The 21,276-nt window shown below is 70.5% G+C and carries 20 protein-coding genes; 12 read left to right on the top strand and 8 right to left on the bottom strand.

The genetic code is table 11. The annotated features are described in order from the left end of the window. Nucleotides 1-15: 15 nt before the first annotated feature. Nucleotides 16-2,127 carry a catalase gene (locus ACWEV3_RS13015; protein ID WP_452614033.1) on the top strand — a complete coding sequence of 704 codons (2,112 nt, stop codon included), beginning with the start codon at nt 16-18 and terminating at the stop codon, nt 2,125-2,127. 219 nt (nt 2,128-2,346) lie between these two features. Further along, nucleotides 2,347-3,777, top strand: coding sequence for an amino acid permease (locus ACWEV3_RS13010; protein WP_452614179.1), 1,431 nt, complete (start codon nt 2,347-2,349; stop codon nt 3,775-3,777). 60 nt (nt 3,778-3,837) lie between these two features. On the opposite strand, the gene ACWEV3_RS13005 is transcribed toward ACWEV3_RS13010, so the two are convergent. Further along, entirely contained in the window at nt 3,838-4,050 is a 213-nt protein-coding gene (locus tag ACWEV3_RS13005) for a hypothetical protein (protein WP_363909217.1), read from the bottom strand. A gap of 150 nt (nt 4,051-4,200) precedes the next feature. On the opposite strand from ACWEV3_RS13005, the gene ACWEV3_RS13000 reads away from it, so the two are divergent. Then, on the top strand, nt 4,201-5,070 hold the full coding sequence (locus ACWEV3_RS13000; protein ID WP_452614032.1) for a helix-turn-helix domain-containing protein: 870 nt from the start codon (nt 4,201-4,203) through the stop codon (nt 5,068-5,070). A 2-nt stretch (nt 5,071-5,072) separates the two neighbouring features. Then, nucleotides 5,073-5,261, top strand: a complete 189-nt coding sequence (locus ACWEV3_RS12995) for a DUF397 domain-containing protein (protein WP_452614031.1) — start codon at nt 5,073-5,075, stop codon at nt 5,259-5,261. An 86-nt stretch (nt 5,262-5,347) separates the two neighbouring features. Here ACWEV3_RS12995 and ACWEV3_RS12990 read toward each other — a convergent pair whose 3' ends face one another. Together ACWEV3_RS12990 and ACWEV3_RS12985 are read right to left on the bottom strand one after the other, a co-directional pair. After that, entirely contained in the window at nt 5,348-6,283 is a 936-nt protein-coding gene (locus tag ACWEV3_RS12990; RefSeq protein WP_452614030.1) for an SDR family oxidoreductase, read from the bottom strand. A gap of 45 nt (nt 6,284-6,328) precedes the next feature. Next, nucleotides 6,329-7,771, bottom strand: a complete 1,443-nt coding sequence (locus tag ACWEV3_RS12985; RefSeq protein ID WP_452614029.1) for an MFS transporter — start codon at nt 7,769-7,771, stop codon at nt 6,329-6,331. Between the two features lie 223 nt (nt 7,772-7,994). Here ACWEV3_RS12985 and ACWEV3_RS12980 point away from each other — a divergent pair, with 223 nt between their 5' ends. From ACWEV3_RS12980 to ACWEV3_RS12965, 4 genes are all read left to right on the top strand, one after another. Beyond that, nucleotides 7,995-8,855 (top strand): TetR family transcriptional regulator C-terminal domain-containing protein, encoded by an 861-nt coding sequence (locus tag ACWEV3_RS12980; RefSeq protein WP_452614028.1) that lies wholly within the window; start codon nt 7,995-7,997, stop codon nt 8,853-8,855. A 75-nt stretch (nt 8,856-8,930) separates the two neighbouring features. Beyond that, entirely contained in the window at nt 8,931-9,815 is an 885-nt protein-coding gene (locus ACWEV3_RS12975; protein ID WP_452614027.1) for a 3-keto-5-aminohexanoate cleavage protein, read from the top strand. 145 nt (nt 9,816-9,960) lie between these two features. Next, complete coding sequence (locus ACWEV3_RS12970; RefSeq protein ID WP_452614026.1) at nt 9,961-10,923, top strand: 3-hydroxyacyl-CoA dehydrogenase NAD-binding domain-containing protein; 963 nt, start codon at nt 9,961-9,963, stop codon at nt 10,921-10,923. Beyond that, the gene (locus ACWEV3_RS12965) at nt 10,920-11,360 is read left to right on the top strand and encodes a thioesterase family protein (RefSeq protein WP_452614025.1); all 441 of its coding nucleotides are present in this window, start codon (nt 10,920-10,922) and stop codon (nt 11,358-11,360) included. Before ACWEV3_RS12970 ends, ACWEV3_RS12965 begins: the two co-directional genes overlap by 4 nt. 28 nt (nt 11,361-11,388) lie before the next feature. On the opposite strand, the gene ACWEV3_RS12960 is transcribed toward ACWEV3_RS12965, so the two are convergent. Further along, entirely contained in the window at nt 11,389-12,522 is a 1,134-nt protein-coding gene (locus ACWEV3_RS12960; RefSeq protein ID WP_452614024.1) for a hypothetical protein, read from the bottom strand. 137 nt (nt 12,523-12,659) lie between these two features. On the opposite strand from ACWEV3_RS12960, the gene ACWEV3_RS12955 reads away from it, so the two are divergent. Both ACWEV3_RS12955 and ACWEV3_RS12950 read left to right on the top strand, forming a co-directional pair. Further along, nucleotides 12,660-13,604, top strand: a complete 945-nt coding sequence (locus ACWEV3_RS12955; protein ID WP_452614023.1) for an ADP-ribosylglycohydrolase family protein — start codon at nt 12,660-12,662, stop codon at nt 13,602-13,604. Nucleotides 13,605-13,673: 69 nt separating this feature from the next. Continuing rightward, nucleotides 13,674-13,844 carry a hypothetical protein gene (locus ACWEV3_RS12950; RefSeq protein WP_452614022.1) on the top strand — a complete coding sequence of 57 codons (171 nt, stop codon included), beginning with the start codon at nt 13,674-13,676 and terminating at the stop codon, nt 13,842-13,844. A 137-nt stretch (nt 13,845-13,981) separates the two neighbouring features. Here the strand turns inward: ACWEV3_RS12950 and ACWEV3_RS12945 are convergent, their stop codons facing one another. From ACWEV3_RS12945 to ACWEV3_RS12930, 4 genes are all read right to left on the bottom strand, one after another. Beyond that, on the bottom strand, nt 13,982-15,367 hold the full coding sequence (locus ACWEV3_RS12945; RefSeq protein WP_452614021.1) for an FAD-binding oxidoreductase: 1,386 nt from the start codon (nt 15,365-15,367) through the stop codon (nt 13,982-13,984). Between the two features lie 109 nt (nt 15,368-15,476). Beyond that, complete coding sequence (locus ACWEV3_RS12940) at nt 15,477-16,403, bottom strand: NAD-dependent epimerase/dehydratase family protein (protein ID WP_452614178.1); 927 nt, start codon at nt 16,401-16,403, stop codon at nt 15,477-15,479. Nucleotides 16,404-16,605: 202 nt separating this feature from the next. Further along, nucleotides 16,606-16,809 (bottom strand): cold-shock protein, encoded by a 204-nt coding sequence (locus ACWEV3_RS12935; RefSeq protein ID WP_093271248.1) that lies wholly within the window; start codon nt 16,807-16,809, stop codon nt 16,606-16,608. Between the two features lie 268 nt (nt 16,810-17,077). Continuing rightward, a complete protein-coding gene (locus tag ACWEV3_RS12930) occupies nt 17,078-18,244 on the bottom strand; it encodes a Glu/Leu/Phe/Val dehydrogenase dimerization domain-containing protein (RefSeq protein ID WP_452614177.1) in 1,167 nt (388 codons plus the stop codon). Nucleotides 18,245-18,759: 515 nt separating this feature from the next. Between ACWEV3_RS12930 and ACWEV3_RS12925 the strand changes: the two genes are divergently transcribed. Both ACWEV3_RS12925 and ACWEV3_RS12920 read left to right on the top strand, forming a co-directional pair. Further along, on the top strand, nt 18,760-19,581 hold the full coding sequence (locus tag ACWEV3_RS12925; protein WP_452614020.1) for a hypothetical protein: 822 nt from the start codon (nt 18,760-18,762) through the stop codon (nt 19,579-19,581). 94 nt (nt 19,582-19,675) lie between these two features. Beyond that, the gene (locus ACWEV3_RS12920) at nt 19,676-21,274 is read left to right on the top strand and encodes an amidohydrolase (RefSeq protein WP_452614019.1); all 1,599 of its coding nucleotides are present in this window, start codon (nt 19,676-19,678) and stop codon (nt 21,272-21,274) included. Nucleotides 21,275-21,276 lie beyond the last annotated feature (2 nt).

The raw sequence follows: 21,276 nt of genomic DNA, 5'->3' as shown, positions 1-21,276 counted from the left end.
GGGGAGCCAGCCGCAATGGGCACGGATGGGCACGATGCCAAGCAACGACAGCTCGACCAGGTCCGCCAGGACCTGACCGAGACCGAACTGACCACCCAGCAGGGCGTGCGCGTCGACCACACCGACGATGCGCTGAGCGCCGGTGAACGCGGCCCGACGCTGCTGGAGGACTTCCAGGCCCGCGAGAAGATCACCCACTTCGACCACGAGCGGATCCCGGAGCGCGTGGTGCACGCGCGCGGCGCGGGCGCCTACGGGCACTTCCAGCCCTACGACGACAACGGCCTCGCCGACCTCACCACCGCGCGGTTCCTGACCGATCCGGGCCGGCGCACCCCGGTCTTCGTGCGGTTCTCCACCGTCGCGGGTTCGCGCGGCTCCGCCGACACGGTGCGGGACGTGCGCGGATTCGCCACGAAGTTCTACACCGACGAGGGCAACTACGACCTCGTCGGCAACAACATGCCGGTGTTCTTCATCCAGGACGGCATCAAGTTCCCCGATTTCGTGCACGCGGTGAAACCCGAGCCGGACAACGAGATGCCGCAGGCGGCCTCGGCGCACGACACGTTCTGGGACTTCGTCGGGCTGCAGCCGGAAACCCTGCACATGGTCATGTGGCTGATGTCCGATCGCGCGCTGCCGCGCAGCTACCGGATGATGCAGGGCTTCGGGGTGCACACCTTCCGGCTGGTCGACGCGCAGGGCCGCGGGACGTTCGTGAAGTTCCACTGGAAGCCGCTGCTGGGCAGCCATTCGCTGGTGTGGGACGAGTGCCAGAAGATCGCCGGCAAGGACCCCGACTACAACCGCCGCGATCTGTGGGAGTCGATCGAGGCCGGGCAGTTCCCGGAGTACGAGCTGGGCGTGCAGCTGGTCGAGGAGTCCCGGGAGTTCGACTTCGACTTCGACCTGCTCGACGCCACCAAGATCATCCCGGAGGAGGTCGTGCCGGTGCGGCCGGTGGGCCGGATGGTGCTGGACCGCAACCCGGACAACTTCTTCGCCGAGACCGAGCAGGTCGCCTTCCACACCGCCAACGTGGTGCCGGGCATCGACTTCACCAACGACCCGTTGCTGCAGGCCCGCAACTTCTCGTACCTGGACACCCAGCTGATCCGGCTGGGCGGCCCGAACTTCGCGCAGCTGCCGGTGAACCGCCCGGTGGCCGAGGTCGCCAACAACCAGCGGGACGGCTACGGCCAGCAGCGCATCCACAGAGGACGGACCAGCTACTTCAAGAACAGCCTCGGCGGCGGCTGCCCGGCGCTGGCCGACGAGGGCGCCTTCACGCACTACCAGGAGAAGGTCGAGGGGCACAAGATCCGCAAGCGCAGCGAGAGCTTCAAGGACTTCTACGGCCAGGCCACGCTTTTCTGGAACAGCATGGCGCCCTGGGAGAAGGAGCACATCGTCGCGGCGTTCCGCTTCGAGCTCGGCAAGGTCGACCACGAGCACGTCCGCGAGACCGTGGTGCAGCAGATCGAGCAGATCGACCACGAGCTGGCCGTGGCGGTGGCCGAAGGCATCGGGGTGGCGGCCCCGAGCGGCGGCACGCCCAACCACGGCCGCAGCTCCCCCGCGCTGAGCCTGGTGAACCAGGGTGCCGACACGATCGCGACCCGCCGCGTCGCGGTGCTGGTCGCCGACGGCGTGGACGCCACCGAGGTCTCGCAGATCCGGCGCGAGCTTTCCGAGCGCGGAGCGATGGCGGAGGTCCTCGGCCTGCGCGACGGCGACGTCCGCAGCGCCGACGGCGACGAGGTCCCTGTCGACCGCGCCATGAACACGATGGGCTCGGTGCTCTACGACGGCGTGATCGTGCCGGGCGGCGCGGAAAGCGTCCGGGCGCTTTCCGGCGACGGGTTCGCCGTGCACTTCGTGGCCGAGGCGTACAAGCACAACAAGCCGGTGGCGGCCAGCGACGAGGGCATGGAACTGCTGCAACGGGCCGGGGTCGCGGAGGCCCGCAAGCCCACCGGCACCGACGGCGTGGTGACGGAGCTCGGCGTGGTCACCGCCGCGCACACCGGGGGCGCGCTGCCGGAGGGGTTCATCGCGGAGTTCGCCGCGGCTCTCGGCAAGCACCGCGCGTGGGAGCGGGACACCTCGTCGGTGCCCGCCTGATCGGCACGCGCCGGGTGCCGTTTTCGGGCGAAAACGGCACCCGGCGTGCGTGGCCGCGACGATTTCGCGCGAAATCGTCGTCCGGTTCCTCCCGGTTCGTGCTGGTTTCACACCGGTGTTGATAACTTTTCGTGCCCCCATCGACACTCATAGCGATTGTTCACTGGGCGTTGGCGCGGGAGTCATCTACCGTGCCTGCCTGTGAGCGTCTTTCGAACAATGCCCGTCGAGGACGTCCTGACCCGCGGCGAGCGCAGCGGCCTGATCCGCCGGCTCACCGGGCGCGACCTGGTCGGATTCGGCATCGGCATCATCATCGGCACCGGCGTCTTCACCCTGGCCGGGATCGAGGCCAAGGAGCACGCCGGCCCCTCGGTGGTGCTGTCGTTCGTGGTCGGCGGGATCGTCGCGGCGCTCGCCGCGCTCGCGTACGCCGAGCTCGCGTCGGCGGTGCCGACCGCAGGCAGCGCCTACACCTACGGGTACGCCACGCTGGGCGAGCTGTTCGCCTGGATCATCGGTTGGGACCTGCTGCTGGAGTTCGCGCTCGGCGCGGCGGTGGTCTCGCGCAGCTGGTCGGGGTACGTCTCGAACCTGCTCGGCCTGCCGCCGCAGTGGTTCGGCGAGGACGCCACGGTCAACGTCGGCGCGATCCTGATCATCGCGATCCTCACCGTCATCGCGGTGATCGGTATTCGCGAATCGTCGTGGGTCACCAACGCGCTGGTCGTGGTCAAGGTCGCGGTGTGCGTGCTGGTGATCGTCGCGGGGCTGTTCTTCATCAACGGCGCCAACCTCACCCCGTTCATCCCGCCGGCCCAGCCGGCGCCGGAAACCGCGAGCGGGTTGGAGCAGCCGCTGCTGCAGGCGGCGCTGGGCATGGAGCAGTCGATGTACGGCATCGGCGGCATGTTCACCGCGGCGGCGATCGTGTTCTTCGCCTACACCGGCTTCGAGGCGCTGGCCAACCTCGGCGAGGAGACCAAGCGCCCCAAGCGCGACCTGCCCGTCGGGCTGCTGGGCAGCCTGATCGTGTGCACCGTGCTGTACGTGGCGGTCGCGATCGTGCTCACCGCGATGGTCGACTACCGGCAGATCGACGAGGCCGCCCCGCTCGCGGCGGCGTTCCAGTCCGTCGGCCAGCCGTGGGTGGCGGCGCTGATCGCGCTGGGCGCGGTGACCGGGCTGACGTCGGTGATGATGGTCGAGCTGGTCACCATCGGCCGCATCGGCTTCGCGATGAGCCGCGACGGCCTGCTGCCGCCGAAGCTCTCGCAGGTGCACCCGAAGTGGGGCACGCCGCACCGGATGACCATCGGCGGAGCTGTGGTGATCATGCTGCTGGCGGGGTTCATCCCGATCTCGGAGCTGGCCGACATGGTCAGCATCGGCGCGCTGTCGGGCTTCGTCATCGTCTCGATCGCGGTGCCGGTGCTGCGCAGCCGCAAGCCGGACCTGCACCGCCCGTTCAAGATGCCGCTGTCGCCGGTGCTGCCGATCATCTCGGCCCTGGCGTGCCTGTACCTGATGTCCAACCTGGACGTCATCACCTGGATCCGCTTCGGGGCCTGGCTGGTCCTGGGCCTGGTGATCTACTTCGGCTACGGCCACCGCCACGCCCGCCTGGCGGACCCGACCCGTACGAAGTGAAGGGCGCCTTCGCCCGGCACCGCAGGCCAAGACGCCCTTCACCACTTCGAACGGCGCACTTCAGGCCGCGGTGAGCTCGGCGATGGCCTTCGTGCCGAGCGAGATCAGCGCGGCGAGGTTCTCTCGGCCGATGCTGAGGACGTACTCGCTGTTCCGTCCACAGTAGAGAACCACGAGATCGTTGTGCCGATCGATCTCGTACCGCATCGGCACCTCGTCCTCCATCTCCACGAACGAGTCGATGGATATCCCGGAGTAGTGCAACAGGGCCATGCTCCCGACCTTCCTCAGTGGACGACTAGGGTGATTTTCCGGAAAAGCTTCAAATAAGTCCGACTGTCGGACTATCTTGAGATTAAGTCCGACAGTCTGACTTTGATATCCCCCTCTCGGGTACTGATCAGGAGCTTCAGGAGGTAACTCGTGGGCCAGGCTCGCCAAACCGTGGAGCGCCGACAGCTCGGACTGACTCTGCGCAGGTTGCGCAAGGAGGCCGGGAAGTCCCAGCAGGAAGCAGCGAAAGCGATCGGCAAGGTCCGCTCCCGCATCGTTGACCTGGAAGACGGCCGCAGCGCCGCGCCCGAGGAAGACCTCATCAAACTGCTCGACTGCTACGGCGTTGCCGACGAACAACGCGAGACGGTGCTCGCCCTAGGAGCGGAAGCCCGGAAACGCCAACGCAGAAGGACGTACACGGACCTGCTTCCCGGAGCCTTCCAGCGCTTCGCCGACCTCGAAGCCAGCGCCACGGAGATCAGCAGCTATGAGTCCGGTGTCATCCCAGGCTTGTTGCAGTCGCCGGGCTATGTACGGGCAATTATCGAAGAGTGCGACGGGGTCTGGTGGGACGCCACCACCGACGCCGAGTTGGAGCAGCGCATCGCGTTCCGACTCGAACGGCAGGAGCGAGTCCTGAGTTCGACCGAATCCAGCTCCTTCTGTTTCGTGGTCACCGAAGAATCGCTACGAGCGGTTGTGGGTAGCTCGCAGGTGATACAGGAGCAGCTGAAGCATCTGGCGAACTTGATCGACTCCCGAGATGACGTCGCCGTCCAGATCCTGAAGCGGGACACGAAGCGCAATCCGGCTCGTGGTGGCGGATTCACCGTGTTCGGATTCGGCGACAGGGGATCGCCAGTCGGCTTCTTCACCACTGTCTTTGGCCCATCCACCTACCACAGCGACGAAGCTGATACTGCGGCCATGCTCCATGGCTTCAGTGAGGTTCGGAGCCTTGCGCTCGATCGAGACAAGTCGCGAGGATTGATCGACAAGATCCTGAAAGGTGGCTGATCATGTCGCGACTTCATTCCGACACGGGCTGGTTCAAAAGTTCCCGCAGCACCGGCGGCAGCGACAACTGCGTCGAAGTCCGGTTGCTCGCCGGCTCCGTACGGGTTCGGGACTCGAAGGCTCCCGAGGACGGCGTGCTGAGCTTCGGCTCCACCGCTTGGCGCACTTTCCTCGCGTCCTTAAAGGCGTAGCGTTTCAGCTGGTCACGGGCCGTGTGTGCTTTTGGTCGTCATAGCAGCACAAAGTACGCACGGGTCTCCAGCAGCCGAAATGGCGATCACGCCCTGTAGTACTGGGCCCAGCTGTCCGGTTGGGTGCCGTCGGTGTCGGTGAAGCCGTACTCCCCGGCGAGTTCGGCGGAGGTCACCGAGCTTTGGTTCCACCTCGCTCGGTTCTGGTCTGCGGCCAGTGCCGCGACCGCGCGGCCGACGTAGCGCGGTGATTCCGACGAGGCGAATCCACCCGGAGCAGTCGGGCGCCCGTCCGCCCGGTCGGGTTCCAATGCGGCGCGCCAGTCCGCTTCGGTGACCCCGTAGTCGTCGAGCATCATCTCCGAGCGCAGCCAGCCCGGTGTGATCGCGACGGCCGTTGCGCCGTGCGGCGCGAGTTCGTGGCCCTGGGAGAACGCCAGGCGGTTCACCGCGGCCTTGGCCAGGTCGTAGAACACCGAAATGCGGTACCTCGAAGCGTTGTGGGCGGCGGTGCCGTCGGTGACTTCGACGAGCAGGCCGCCGGGCTTGGTGATCAGCAGCGGCAGCAGGTGGTGCGAGGTGATCAGATGCGTTTCGACGCCGAGCCGGAGGATTCGCAGGCCGGCCGCCAGATCGTGCTCCCAGATCGGGGTGTTCCAGTCGGCGGGCCCGCCTTTGAGCCGCTCGGCGCCCCAGATGTCGTTGACCAGCACGTCGAGGTGGCCGTGCTCGGCCCGGACGCGCCCGGCCAAGCCGCGCACCTGCTCCGCGTCGAGATGATCGACCTGCATCGCGATCCCGGTCCCGCCGAGACGGGTGACGACCTCGGCGGTCTCCTCGATCGTCTCAACGCGGTCGTAGTCCGACCCACCACGGCCGGTCGAGCTGCTGCGTCCCGTGCAGATGACGGTCGCGCCGGCCTCCCCCAGCGCAGCCGCGATACCCCGCCCGGCACCCCGGGTCGCCCCCGCGACCAGAGCGACGCGCCCGCGCAGCGCTTCTCGATCCGGCGCCCACCGCATTCCGCGATTCTGGCACGCTCACCCCAGGATCGGCCGCTCTCGGTGTCAGCGCCCGCCCGACGGATCAGCGGGGCGGCGCGACAGGAAGACCTCAGCCAGGGCCACGACCAGGGCGGCCGTGACGAAGCCGACCGAGACGATCAGGCCGTCCGAGATCGCCGCGTCGAAGCCGCTCGTCATCAGCGTGCCGAAGAACAGGCCCGAGGCCGCTGCCGTGCCCACCGCCGAGCCGATGCGCTGGCCCGTCTGCTGGACACCCGCCGCGGTTCCGCCGTGGGCCGCGTCGATCTCGCTGAGCGTCACCGTCTGGTTCGGCGAGATCACCAGGCCGCTGCCCGTTCCCGCGACCAGCAGCGGCAGCGCCGTCACCAGCCCCGCCGCCTCACCCGGGTGCATGGTCAGCAGCAGATCCGTCGCCAGCAGGCCGAGCAGCGCCGCCGCCAGGCCGATGATCACCAGGCGGCGACCCATCCGGTACACGATCCGGCCGCCGAGCGCCGACGCCACCGCCGACCCCACCGCGAACGGCGTCAGCGCGAGTCCCGCTTGCAGCGCCGAGTAGCCCAGCCCGCGCTGGAAGTACACCGCCAGCACGAAGAAGATGCTGGTGAAGCCCGCGAAGTACAACAGTCCCAGCGTCGCGCCGAACGAGTAGCTGCGGATCTTCAGCAGCCGCAGGTTCACCAGCGGCGAGCGGCCCCGCACCCGGTACCAGTGCTCCCACGCCACGAACAGCACCAGCAGCACGACGGCGACGATCAGCAGGAACCACGGCGCGCCGCCCCCCTGCTCGACCAGCGGCAGCAGCAGGCATAGCAGGCCACCGCCGAGCAGCAGCACTCCCACGAGGTCGAGGCTGCGGGACTGCTCGCGCGCGCCGTCGCGAGGCAGCACCTTCAGCCCGTACAGCACCGCCGCGACACCGATCGGCAGGTTCACGAAGAACACCCAGCGCCAGCCGTGCTCCTGCCCGGCGAGCTGGATGATCAAGCCGCCCAGCAGCGGGCCGATCGCCGTTGAAATGCCCACCACCGCACCGAAAAGGCCGAACGCCTTGCCTCGCTCGCGGCCGTGGAACAGCTGCTGCATCAGGCCGAGTACCTGCGGGTTGAGCAGTCCGCCCGCGACGCCCTGCAGCAACCGGGCGATGACGAGCCACAGCGGCGTCATGGCGAACCCGGCCAGCGCGCTCGCCACCGTGAACGCCCCCAGCGCCAGCAAGAACATCCGGCTGCGGCCCCGGTCGTCGCCGAGCCTCCCGGCGGGCACCAGGACCAGCCCGAAGGTCAGGGCGTAGCCGGAGACCACCCACGACAGCGCCGCCGCGGGCGCGTCCAGGCCCTGCTGGATCGACGGCAAGGCGACGTTGACGATGCTGACGTCGAGCAGGGTCATGAACCCGGCGACCAGGCAGATGGCCAGTACCCGCCAGCGCCGCGCGCTCTCCCCCCGCTCCGTCGCCTTCGCCGCCGGCTCGATGTGGTTCACGGGTCCAGCTCAGCACGTTCGTACTACCCTCGCACCATCCGGCCCGGACCGACATTGCGACCGACTGACGTATCAATCACAGTCCGACTCCCCGCCGGTCGTCGCCGGGATCTCAATTCAGGCGATTGGCTAGGCACGTTGGCCCGATCGGCGGCAGCCCGACCGGATCGCAACACCACCGGCTAATTGCGATTCTCGCAATGGACTGTTAGCGTTCCGTCCCGTGCAGGACACGACGGCGGCGTTGCGCCAGCGAGTGCGCGACGCGTTGCGCAAGTACCCGGGGAGCCAGCGTGCCTTCGCCGAGCAGATCGGGCTCGACCCGACCAAGCTGTCCAAGTCGCTGACCGGCACCCGCCGGTTCACGCCGATCGAGCTCACCCGCATCGCCGAGCTCACCGGCGTCACGGTGAACTGGCTGATCTACGGCGGTGCCGACGTCGAGGCGGTGGCCGCCGCGCCACAGCGCACCGCGCGGCCCGAGCGCGAGCCCGGTGACCTCCGCGAGGCGGGCCGGTACCAGCAGATCCTCGACGCCGCTTGGACGCTGGTCGCTGAGCGCGGCTACCACTCGGTGCGGATCGCGGATGTTGCCAAGGCCTGCGGCACCAGCGCCGCGACGATCCACTACTACTTCCCCGGCCGCAACGACCTGCTCACCGAGACCCTGCGGTACTCGGTGCGGCTGGCCTTCGACCGGCAGGTCGCCGAGCTGCACAGCATCGAGGACGCGCACGAGCGCCTGCTGCAGCTGGTCGAGCTCCAGCTGCCCACCCCGGGCCTGCTGCGCGCGGAGTGGTCGATCTGGCTCCAGGTGTGGACCGAGAGCGCCCTGAACCCGGATCTCCAAGTGCTGCACAACGATTCCTACACCCGCTGGCACGACACGATCGCCCGCACCATCCGGCAGGGCCAGCAGCAGGGCGTGTTCACCGACACCGACGCCGAAGAGCTCACCGTGACGCTCACCGCGCTCATCGACGGCCTGGGCATCCAGGTGCTCGCCGGGCGGCCCGGCCGGTCGGTGGAGCGGATGCGCCGCGTGCTCCGCGAGTTCGTCGAGCGCGAGATCGTCCGCCACTGACACCCGAAGAACCCACCCGAGCGCGGATCACGGCGCGCCCGGGCGATCAGCCGCACCCACTGAAGGGAGAGCCCCATGGGCAACGAAGTGATCGTCACCGCCGCACTCACCGGCGCCGGTGACACCACCGGCAAGAGCGAGTTCGTCCCGGTCACCCCGGAGCAGATCGCGAAGTCCGCGGTCGAGGCCGCCGAGGCCGGCGCGGCCGTGGTGCACATCCACGTCCGCAACATCGAGACCGGGCAGGGCTCCCGCGACGTCTCCCTCTACCGCGAGGTGGTGGAGCGGATCAAGGAAACCAGCATCGACGTGGTCATCAACCTGACCGCCGGGATGGGCGGCGACCTGGTCATCGACGCCGACGACCCGCTCAAGCCGGTGGACGGCACCGACCTGGTCAACGGCCTGGACCGGCTGCCGCACGTCGAGGAGCTGCTGCCGGACATCTGCACGCTGGACTGCGGTTCGCTGAACTTCGGCGAGGGCAGCCAGCTCTACATCTCCACCCCGGACATGCTGCGCGCCGGCGCCAAGCGGATCCAGGAGCTGGGCGTCAAGCCGGAGCTGGAGATCTTCGACACCGGCAACCTGTGGTTCGCCACCAAGCTGATCGAGGAGGGGCTGATCGACGCCCCGCCGCTGTTCCAGCTGTGCGCGGGCATCCCGTGGGGCGCCCCGCCGGACCCGGGCCTGCTGCAGGCGATGGTGAACATGCTGCCCGCCGGCGCGAACTGGGCGAGCTTCGCCATCGGCCGCGACCAGCTGCGCTGGGTCGGCCTCACCGCCGCGCTGGGCGGCAACGTCCGCGTCGGCCTGGAGGACAACCTCTACCTGAGCCGCGGGGTCAAGGCCACCAACGGACAGCTGGTCGAGCGCGCGGTCACGATCGTCGAAGGCATGGGCATGAAGGTCGCCACCCCCGATCAGGCCCGCGAGCAGCTCGGCCTCCAGAAGCGTTGACGCCGGACGTTCCGTAGGCCCCGGCGATTTCGCGCGAAATCGCCATCGGTCCCCCGTGCGGGCGGGCGATTTCCGCGAAATCGCCCGCCCCACGACGCGAGCGGCTGCGGCCGCATCGAAGACGACCTCGAAAAGGAATCCCCAGTTGAACGAGAACACCCCCTCCCCCGCGGCGGTGCGGCGGGTCGCGTGCATCGGTGCCGGCGTCATCGGCGGCGGTTGGGTCGCGCACTTCCTGGCGCGCGGCTACCAGGTGACCGCGTGGGACCCCGCGCCCGGCTTCGAGGCCAAGCTGCGCCGCCTGGTCGACGCCGCGTGGCCCGCCCTCATGGAGCTCGGGCTCGCCGACCGCGCCTCCCGCGACAACCTCGTCATCGCCCCGACGCTGGAAGAGGCCGTCGCCGAGGCCGAGTTCGTGCAGGAGAGCGCGCCGGAAGACCTTGCCCTCAAACGGGATCTGCTGGCCCGCATCGATGCCGCGACCCCGGCGGGCGTCGTGGTCTCGTCGTCCACCTCCGGCTACGGCATGACCGAGATGCAGGTGGACTGCCCGACGCCGCAGCGGCTCGTGGTCGGGCACCCGTTCAACCCGCCGTACCTCATCCCGCTGGTCGAGGTCGTCGGCGGCGAGCGGACCGAGCCGTGGGCGGTGCAGTGGGCCGCGGAGTTCTTCGAGGTCGCCGGCAAGTCCGTGATCACCATGGACCGCGAGGTGCCGGGCTTCATCGCCAACCGGCTGCAGGAGGCGATCTGGCGCGAGGCGCTGCACATGGTCGCCAACGGCGAGGCCACGCCCGCGCAGATCGACGCGTCGATCACCGAGGGGCCCGGCCTGCGCTGGCCACTGCTCGGTCCGTGCCTGACCTTCCACCTCGCCGGCGGCGAAGGCGGCATGGCGCACATGCTCGACCACTTCGGCCCGTCGCTGAAGTCGCCGTGGACCCGGCTGGAGGCGCCGGAGCTCACCGACGAGCTGCGCGACGCCATGGTCCAGGGCTGCGAAGAAGCCGCCGACGGCCGCAGCATCGCCGAGCTCGTCGCCGACCGCGACCGGGCGGTGATCGCGGTGATGCGCGCGATCGACGGCGTGCGCAACGGCAAGCCGTGACCGGGCTTCGGGAGCACCGGGAGCGCGTCCGTCCAGAGTGGATCGACTACAACGGTCACCTCAGCGAGGCGTACTACGTGCTGGTGTTCGGCTTCGCCACCGACGCGGTCATGGACCAGGTCGGGCTCGACGCGGCGTACCGCGCCGACACCGGGTGCTCGCTGTACACGGTCGAGGCGCACGTGCGCTACCTGCGCGAAGTCGGGCCCGATTCGGAGCTCGTGATCACCAGCCGCGTCGTGGGCACCGGCGCGAAGAAGGTGCGCATCTGCCACGAGATGGCGGTCGGCGGCACGGTGGTGGCGACCGAGGAGATCATGGCGCTGCACGTCGACGGCGCGCAGGGCGGCACCACGCCGTTCCCGGCGGCGATCGCCGAGCGGTTCGCCGCGCTGGCCGAGCAGCCTCCGGAGTACGCGGGCCGGTCCATCGGTTGAGCGTGAGCGGGACTCCCCGGAGTCCCGCTCACCTGGCGGCGACGACCCGGTCCAGCGCCGCGCACACCGCGATGGCCACGACGAAGAACGCGGCGGCGGCGGCGAGCAGCCGGGCCTCGGGATATCCGCCCGTGGCGAGGAATCCGGCGCACGCCGCCGCCGCGCCCACCGCCGCCGCCAAGACCAGCTCGACGGCCCGGACCCGCCACGACATCGCCGAGCCGCGAGCCGCTTCGTGCACGCCGCAGACCACCGCGGCGGCGATGATGATCAAGCCGACCGCCGCCGACAGCATCGGAGTGCCGAAGGAGATCCCGTAGCGGATCGGCAGCGCGGGCGCGAAGAAGAACACCAGGAACCAACCGAGCGACGCGCTGACCGCCGTGATGCCCGGCCCTGCCTGTGCGGTCGGCAACCGGCGCGCGACCAACCGCGCTACGACGAGCACACCGGCCGCCGCCGCCATCACCGGCGCCGCGGCCGCGAGGTGCCCGAGGTTGTAGAGCAACGCGGTGTCGTAAACGGTCAGCACCAGGACGCCCAGCGCCGCAGCCGAAACCACGAACGCCACCAGCTCCGCCACCGAGCCGACCCGCTCCTGGCGGCCCGCGGTCAACCGCGCCAGGAACCACGGCGTCACCAGCCCGGACACGACGCGGAGCGCGATGTCCTCGGCCGTGTAGGGGTTGGCCAGCGACCACTCGATCAAGCAGAACGTCGCGGTGTAGGACGCCGCCACCGGCCACACCAGGACCCGCCGGAACACCTCGGCCCCGAACCACCGGCAGATCGTCAGGTACGCCAGCAGCACGAACGGCAGTTCCAGCAGCGCCGGCACTCGCAACAGGCTCCACGACAGCAGTTCCGGGCGCGGCCAGACCTCGGCCAGCCAGGCGATCACCGGGTTGTCGTCGGCCAGCGCGAACCAGCCGGTCGGCAGGTAGCGCGCGATGAACGCCGGGTCGCCGTGCCACACGCGCATCAGGTAGATCGTGCACAACACCTGGTTCAGGTAGATCGCGCCGGTGACCACCAGCAGCCAGAAACCGGGGTGCCGCAACAGGGTTGGGTGCGAGCCGCGTTGCCGCCGCGGCCACCGCCAGCCGACGAGGGCGACCGCCGCGGACAAGACGATCAAGGCGCCGAGGACGACCGCCACCATGAACTCCCGGGTTGAAAAGCGCTTTCGCGGCAGAGACTATCCGGCGGCGGCCGGTCGGCGGGCGAAGTTGACCACGTTCGCCGGCCCGCGCCGGGCGTACCGTTGACACCAACCGCCTGTGTCCTCGGGAGGCCCGGGTGAACTGGACCGGTCCCCCGCCGGCGCACGACCGCGCCCGCGGGCTGTTCACGGGAGTCGGGCTCGGCGACGCGATGGGCGCCGCGTTCGAAGGCCAACCGTCGGTCACCGAGCTGGCGCTGCTGGAGTTCGAACGCGCCCCCCACCAGCTGCGCTACACCGACGACACCGCGCTGACCATCGCCGTGGCCGAACACCTGCTGGAACGCGCCCGCCGCGGCGGGCACCTGCTCGACGAGGGCGAGCTGGCCGCCGCCCTGGCCTGCGCCTGGACCCGCGAGCCGTGGCGCGGGTTCGCCGACTCGGCGGCGGCGATGTTCGAGCGGCTCGACTCCGGCATGCCGTGGCGGGATGCGGCGGTCTCGGTGTTCCACGGGCAGGGTTCCTTCGGCAACGGCGCGGCGATGCGCAGCGCACCAGTGGCGCTCGCCGCGCAAAGCGCCCACCACGCCGCAGAACTGGGCCGGCGCGCGGCGTCGGTGACCCACGCCCACCCGGACGGCCAGGAAGGAGCGGCGGTGCAGGCGTGCAGCGCGTACCTGGCCCTGCACCACCACGGGCCGCTCGACCCGGAATCGTTCCTGGAGAAGCTGGCCCACGTGATCCTCGAACCGGAATGGGTGCGGCGGCTGCACTCCGTCGCCGCACAACTCGGGCACCGGGACCCGCACCGCGCCGCCGAGGAACTCGGCAACGACGTGCGGGCGACGCACTCGGTGCCGCTGGCGCTGTGGGCGTTCCTCGCCCACGCCGAGGCCCCGGTCGACGTCGTGCGGCAATGCATCCGCGCGGGCGGCGACACCGACACCATCGCCAGCATGGCGGCGGCGCTCGCCGGAGCGCTGCGCGGCGCCGCCGGTTGGCCGCAGTCGTGGCTGCGCCGGATCGAGGGGCTCACCCGGCTGCACGACCTGGGCGACCGGCTGGCCCGGCTGTCGGCGTGAGCCGCGCGCCGCGCGGCCGGGCTCGTTACCGTGGCGGTTGATCCGACCAGCTATCGACGGGAGGACTCGATGAACGCGGAAACCCCGGAAGCCGACGCCGCCGAGCAGGCCCGGCAAGCCGAGGAGATCCCCGAAGAGGAGGAGCCGGAGCCGTTGGAGGTTCCGCTCGACGCCGACCCGGCCGACCTCGCCGACCAGCACCGCCCGGTCCCGGTCGACGACTCGTACGACCACGACTGACCTCCGTCCGGCCGAGACGTGAGCAACGCCTCCCAGCAGGAGGCGCGTGCTTCACGTCAGGCCCGGAGATGCGCCGGTTTCGCGCGAAATCGTCGCAGCCACGCCTGCCGAATGGCGATTTCGCGCGAAACCGGCGGTCACCCCGCGTCGGGGAGGACCCGGCCGGGGTTGAGGATGTTGCGCGGGTCCAGGGCGTTCTTGATCGCCTGCTGGGTCCACAGGCCCGCCTCGTCGAGTTCCTCGCCCAGCCAGCGCCGCTTCAGGTGGCCGACGCCGTGCTCGCCGGTGATGGTGCCGCCGAGCTCCAGGCCCAGGGCCATGATCGCGTCGAACGCCTGCTGGGCGCGGGCCGACTCCTCCGGGTCGCTGGAGTCGAAGGCCACCACCGGGTGCATGTTGCCGTCCCCGGCGTGCCCGGCGCACAGCACCTGCACCCGGTACCGCTCGGCGATCGGGGTCAGCCCCTCGACCAGGTCCACCAGGCGCCGCCGGGGCACGCACACGTCGTCGACCAGCGTCGCCAGGCCGAGCTTCTCGTGCGCGTCCCCGACCAGCCGCCGGGCCTGCATCAGCAGTTCGCCCTCGGCCGGGTCGTCGGCGACGACCACCTCGGTGGCGGCGAAGGACCGGGCCACCCGCTCGAAGGCCGCCAGGTCGCCCGGCGCGGCGTCGCCGCGATCGGACTGCACGAGCAGCATGCCCGCAACGCCGTCGGGGAAGCCGAGGTCGGCGATGCGCTGCACCGCGTGCACCGTCGGGGCGTCCATGAACTCCAGCACCGACGGCCGGTAGCCCTCGCCGAGGTACCCGGCCACGGTGCGGGCCGCGTCGGCGATGGTCGGGAAGAACGCGACCGCGGTCAGCGGCTGTGCGGTGGCGGGTCGCAGCGCGACGGTGACCTCGGTGACCACGCCGAGGGTTCCCTCGGAGCCGACGAGCAGCCGCGTCAGGTCGTAGCCGGCGACGCCCTTGGCGGTGCGGCGGCCGGTGCGCATCACCCGGCCGTCGGCGAGCACCACCTCCAGGCCGCGCACGAAGTCGCCGGTCACGCCGTACTTCACGCAGCACATGCCGCCGGCGTTGGTGGCCACGTTGCCGCCGATGGTCGAGATGCTGCGGGAGCCGGGGTCGGGCGGGTAGAACAGCCCGTGCTCGGCCGCCTTCGCCGCGAACACGCCGTTGACCACGCCGGGCTGCACGACCGCGATCTGCTCCTCGGTGTCGATCTCGAGGATGGCGTCCATCTTCTCCAGCGACAGCAGGATGCAGCCGTCGATGGCGTTGGCCGCGCCGGAGAGCCCGGATCGGGCGCCCTGCGGCACCACCGGGACCCGGTTCTCGTGCGCCCACCTCAAGGTCGTCGCAACGTCCTCAGTGGACCGGGCGCGGACCAGCACCGACGGCGTCCCGGCCGGGCAGAAGGTGGCCCGGTCCCTGCAGTGGGCCTCCAGCACGTCGGCGTCGTCGAAAACGCTGCCGTCGGGCAGCAGTTCTCGCAGCGGGTGCACGTCAGTGGCGGTCATCGGTTGCTCTCGTCTCCGACCTCGGGGGGCATGGTCTTACCTCTGAACCTAACCCGTGCCACCCCGGATCTCCCAGCCCCGCGACGCACATGAGTCGGGGATCCCAGTCTCAGGCCGCCCAGAGGCCGAACAACGAGGCGAAGCCCTCCCGCCAGCTCGGCCACGCCGGCCGCCAGCCCAGCGTCTCGCGCAACCGGAAGTTGGTGGCGCCGCGCTGCTCCGTCAGCTGGTGCACGGTCAGCCAGTCCAGCTGGGTCCGGGCCTGGTCCATGGTCAGCGACACCGGGGCCGGGCCGCCCGCCATCCGCGCGTAGGCCGGGAGCCATTCCGCCGATTCGGCGGGCTCGTTGTCCACCACGTTGTAGGTGCCGGGCTCGCCGCCGGTGAGCAGTTCGAGCACCGCCCCGGCCGCGTCGTCGACGTGGGTGAACGACGTCAGGCCCACGCCGTCGTCCACCAGCGGCAGTTCGCTGCCGCACACCCGCGCGTGGATCGCGCCGCCCGGCGCGTACTGGGTGTCCGGGCCGTAGAGCGCGCCGTAGCGCAGCGCGATGCCCTCGATGTCCGGGCGGCTCAGCACCGCTTCTTCCATCGCCGCCAGGGCGCGCACCGCGTCACCCCAGCATCCTGGCGCTTCCGTCCACAGTGGAGATTCTTCGTCCAGCACGTCGTGCCCGTGCGGGCGGTAGGCGGCGGTCATGCTCTGCCCGATGATGCGCCGCGCGCCGACCGCCACGGCGGCGTCGACCAGGTTCCTGGCCCCGTTCTCGCGCAGCAGCGCGGTTCGGCGCAGGCCCTCGTCCGGGTCCGCACCACCGAAACCGGACGTCTGGTCGATGACCACTTCCGGCTCCACGCGGGCCAGCTCCCGGCGCAACCGCGGCGGATCCAGCACATCGGCGACGGCGACGTCGTCGACCGCAACACCATCGAGTCGGTCCGCGTGCCGGACGAGCGCGGTCACGTGATGACCGCGATCCCGCAACAACGGCAGCAGGGTTCTCCCGACAACGCCGGTCGCACCGGCGACAACCACACGCAGGGGCACATCGACCTCGCACCGGGTTAAACGTCAGCGGGCTGGAAGCCTACCCCGGCGACGTACCCCTCAACGGGTGAAAAAGCTGTCCTCCTCGGCGGCAGACCGGCACCGCAGGCGGCCCGGTACTGCCGCCCCATCGGAGGCGGCATCAGAGCTATCTCCGATGCGTCGTCATGCCCGTAGGGCACGATCCGGTTCAGACCGCGCGGATGTCCGCGGCCTGCGGCCCCTTCGGCCCCTGAGCGATCTCGAACTCCACCCGCTGCTGTTCCTCCAGCGTGCGGAAACCGGTGGACTGGATCGCGGAGTAGTGGGCGAAGACGTCAGCGCCACCGCCGTCGGGGGTGATGAACCCGTAGCCCTTCTCCGCGTTGAACCACTTCACCGTACCGGTAGCCATTCCCTGTTTCTCCTGATTCTGCTGGCCAGGGTCAACACTTCGCAGACCCCCGGTCGCCGAGCTGATCACCCGGTGCCCGGCGCGGCCGGAACACCACGGCACAAAAAAAGCGCCTGCGTTCTGGCAGGCACTTTTCCAGTACTGCTAGGACCAAAACTGCAACCACCGCAAACGCTAGCACTCGGACTGCGGGTTGTCACACATCGATCGCAGTGCGTGAACGGCGTGTGCAACCCGCAGCCGCTGCGGGCCGAAAACCGCAGGTGCGTCAGGGGATGCTGAGCAGCCCCTGCCCGCTCTCCTCGGCCGCGCGGTTCTGCTCGCTGCGGAGCTCCGCGAGCCGCAACGCCGCGGCGCGCGGCGTGAGGCCTTCGGTCTCCCAAGCCGCCAGCAGCGGCGGGATCTTGGCCAGCATCTCCTCCCGCAACACCTGGAAGGACAGCACCGGGTCGGCGTCGACCCGGCCGAGCAGCAGCCACCACGCCCAGGCCACGGCGCCGGCGTTGGCCACGAAGTCCGGGATCACCGGAATCCCGCGCGTAGCGAGCATTTCCTCGGCATCCTCGGTGACCGGGGTGTTCGCCGCCTCGATGATCACCTTCGCGTTGACCTCCGGCACCTGCGGCGCCTTGATGGTGAACGAGACCGCCGCCGGGATCAGCACGTCGACCTCGGCGGAGAGGACGGCTTCGCGCGGCAGCTGCTCGACGTCCGGGGGCACCTGGGCGCGGTCGATCTCGCCGAACCGGTCGCGGGTTTCCAGCAGTGCCGGGACATCGAGGCCGTCGGGATGCCACAAGGTACCCGCCGCGTCGGCCAGCGCGACGACCTTCAGCCCCGCCTCGTGCAGGTAGTAGGCCGCGCCGCCGCCCATCGTGCCGACGCCCTGCACGGCCACAGTGGTCTCCGCCTCTGCCCAGCCGCGGGCGTGCACGACACCCAGGCAGCTTTGCGCGACGCCGTAGCCGCCGACCACGTCACCGAGCAGGAGGCCGCCCGGAACCGGCGCGTTGAGCCCGGCGCGGACGCGGCGCAGCGTGCGCTCCGCGTCGGGCGCCCGGCGGATCGCCGCGTGGTACGACTGGTGCAGCCCGAGCTCGGCGAACACATCGTCGATCAGGTGCTGCGGCACCCCGAGGTCCTCGGCCGTCACCCAGTGCGCGTCCACCCACGGCCGCATCGCTTGCAGGAAACGGCTCAGCACGCCGCGGGCGGCGGGATCCTTCGGATCGCAGTCGATCCCGCCCTTGGCGCCGCCGACCGGCAGGTCGAACACGGCAGTCTTGCGCGCCATGCCACGGGCCAGCGCCTCCACCTCGGACAACGTGCAACCGGCACGCATCCGAGTCCCGCCGGTGGCGAGACCGGACACCAGGCTGTGCACGACCAGGTAACCGTTGCAGCCGGTTACCGAGTCCGTCCAGATCACCCTCATCAGCGGGTCGCGGTCGACGAATACCACGGGCCGAACCTCCTCTCAGAGCGCATACCTGACGCGGGCGCGCACGCCCGGATTTCATCGGGAAACGATGTTCAGGCGACCCGCGGGGCACCCGCGACGGTCACCGGCCACTGCCGAAGGAGTCGGTCAGTGATGTCGCAGCCAGAGCGAGGAAGAAGACAACCATCGGGCCGGGCGGGGGTTGCGGAAGGACTCGGTTCGCATAGCCCACCTCCCACATACGGCCGGAATGGCTCGAAATTAAACGCCACGTCGTCGGATTGTCAACAATCTGCGGTCACGTCGCCGGAACGGGTGCGTATCCCCCGGTTACCTGCGGGTTCGGGACGGCGCCGGGAGGTGCGAAAACGTGATCAACTCGGCCGCGACCGCCCACCCGGTGGGGTTCTAAGCTTCCGGGCACGACGTACGACTGCGTCGCGCGAACCGGTGTGCGATCTTGGCCGAAACGACTCCCACGGTTCCCGCGCGACTGGGAGGATGCAGGCATGAGCCAACCGGGACCCCATGACCGACCGGGATCGCTGGACGAGGTCGCACAGCAGCAGCTGATCCAGGAGATCGGCCGGGTTGTCGTGCGCGCCCTGCCTCCGGGCTGGCAGGAAGCCACCGTCGAATACCGCGAACTCGGCGACCACCGCGAACTCGTCGCGCGGCTGCTCGCCCCCAACGGCACGGCCGTCCCGCTCGCCGTCCCCATCGACGTCACCGAGCTGTTCCTGCGGCTGCGCAACGGTATGTACCAGCCCGACCGCGGCACCTGGGTCAGCGCGCTCTACCGGCTGCAGCGGCCCGGCAGCTACACCGTCGACTTCAACGGCGACTACCAGCCCAGCTGGCGCACCGCTCCCCCGCCGGAGGCCTTCGCCGAGGAACTGCGCCGCTACCCGCGGCCCGCCGCCGCCACGCCGGACTGGCTGGCCCCGCCGAGCACCGGGCCGGCCGGTCTGCGCACCGCCGAGGTCTTCGACGACGGCGGGCGGCCGATCACCGAGCGGCCGGAGCTGGATCCGGCGGAGCGCGACCAGGTGGCCGAATACCTGGAGGGGGCGCCGATCGTGCTGGCCGCGCGCAGCTACGACACCGACCGGCTGGACCCGCACCGCAGCCCGGCGGTGCCGATGACCTTCCACACCGACGGCAGCTGGATCTGGCCCGGCGCGGTCGGCTACTACCTCCGGCAGCACGGCGTCGCCCCCGAGGCGGAGCTGGTGGCGCACATCCGCAGCCGCGGCTTCCAGGTCCCGGACGTCGGCGAGCCCACCCGCGAGCAGGCGGTCGCGGTCATCACCGGCGAACAGCGCATCTGACGACGTGTCGTGAGTGGCAACGGTCGCCAGGACGACCAAAACCACTCACGATCCTCTCGGCCGCGCCGGGGCGCGGCCCTGCGACAATTCGGGCATGCGCGAAGTCGTCTTCGCGGGCGGTCCGGTGGCCACAATGGACGCCGCCCGCTCGTGCACCGATGCCGTCGCCGTGCGCGACGGCCGGATCGCGGCCGTCGGCGACGCCGCCGTGCGAGCCCGGCTGACCCCGGCGACCGAGGTGATCGATCTCGACGGCCGGTTGCTGCTGCCCGGCTTCCACGACGCGCACGTGCACCCGGTGTACGGCGGCATCGAACGGCTTCGCTGCGACCTCTCCGACTGCCTCGACGCGGCCGAATGCCTGCGGCGCATCGCCGAGTTCCGGCCGGACGCGGGCTGGGTGCTCGGCGGCGGCTGGGACATGGGCCAGTTCCCGGGCGGCACGCCTGACCGCGCCGCCCTGGACTCGGTGACCGGCAGCCGGCCGGCGTACCTGCTCAACCGCGATCACCACGGGGCGTGGGTGAACTCGGCGGCGCTGCGGCTGGCGGGCGTCGACCGCGACACCCCGGACCCGCCGGACGGCCGGATCGAGCGCGACGCCGACGGCGAACCGGCCGGGACCTTGCACGAGGGCGCCACCCGCCTGGTCGAGCGGGTGCTGCCGCCGACCAGCGCGCAGGAGTACCTCGCGGGCTTGCTGGAGGGCCAGCGCCACCTGCACTCGTGCGGTGTGACGTCCTGGCACGACGCGATCATCGGCCCGTATCTCGGCTACGACGACACGCTGGAGACCTACCTGGCGGCCGACCGGCAGGGCTTGCTGACCGGCAAGGCCCGCGGCGCGCTGTGGTGGGACCGGGGGCGCGGCCGGGAGCAGATCGAGGAGCTGCGGCAGCGGCGCGAGCGGGCGCGGGGGCGGCGGTTCCGCGCCGACGCGGTGAAGATCATGCAGGACGGCGTGTGCGAGAGCTTCACCGCCGCGCTGCAACTCCCGTACCTGGGCGGCCACGGCCGCGGAATGTCCTTCGTGGATCGCGACGTCCTCGCCGAGGTGGTTCCCGAGCTCGCCGCCGACGGGTTCCAGCTGCACTTCCACGCGATCGGCGACCGCGCGGTGCGCGACGTGCTGGACGCGCTCGCCGCCACCACCGGGCGGCACCTGCGGCACCAGATCGCCCACGTGCAGGTGGTGCACCCCAGCGACATCCCGCGGTTCCACGAACTCGGGGTCGTCGCGACGATCCAGCCCCGGTGGGCGGTCAACGACGCCGCGATGACCGAGTTGACCGTGCCGCACCTGGGACATCGGCGCGCCGGCTGGCAGTACCCGTTCCGGTCGCTGCGCGCCGCGGGCGCGGTGCTGGCCGCGGGCAGCGACTGGCCGGTGTCCGACGCCGATCCGGTGCAGGCGGTGCACGTGGCGGTCAACCGGCGCGAACCGGACGCCGACGACGCGCCGTTCCTGCCGGAACAAGCGCTCGATCTCGTGGATGCGCTCGCCGCCTACACCGCGGGCAGCGCCTGGGTGAACCACGTGGACGGCGAAACCGGCACCGTGGAGGTCGGCAAGGCCGCGGACCTCGTCGTGCTCGACCGCGACCCGTTCTCCTTGCCGCCAGGGGAGATCGGGCAGTGCCAGGTGGACCTCACGATGGTCGACGGCGTGGTCGTGCACGAGCGGAAGGCGTGACC

Source organism: Saccharopolyspora sp. NPDC003752 (assembly GCF_053605825.1).
This window is presented reverse-complemented; position numbering and strand designations above follow the sequence as displayed.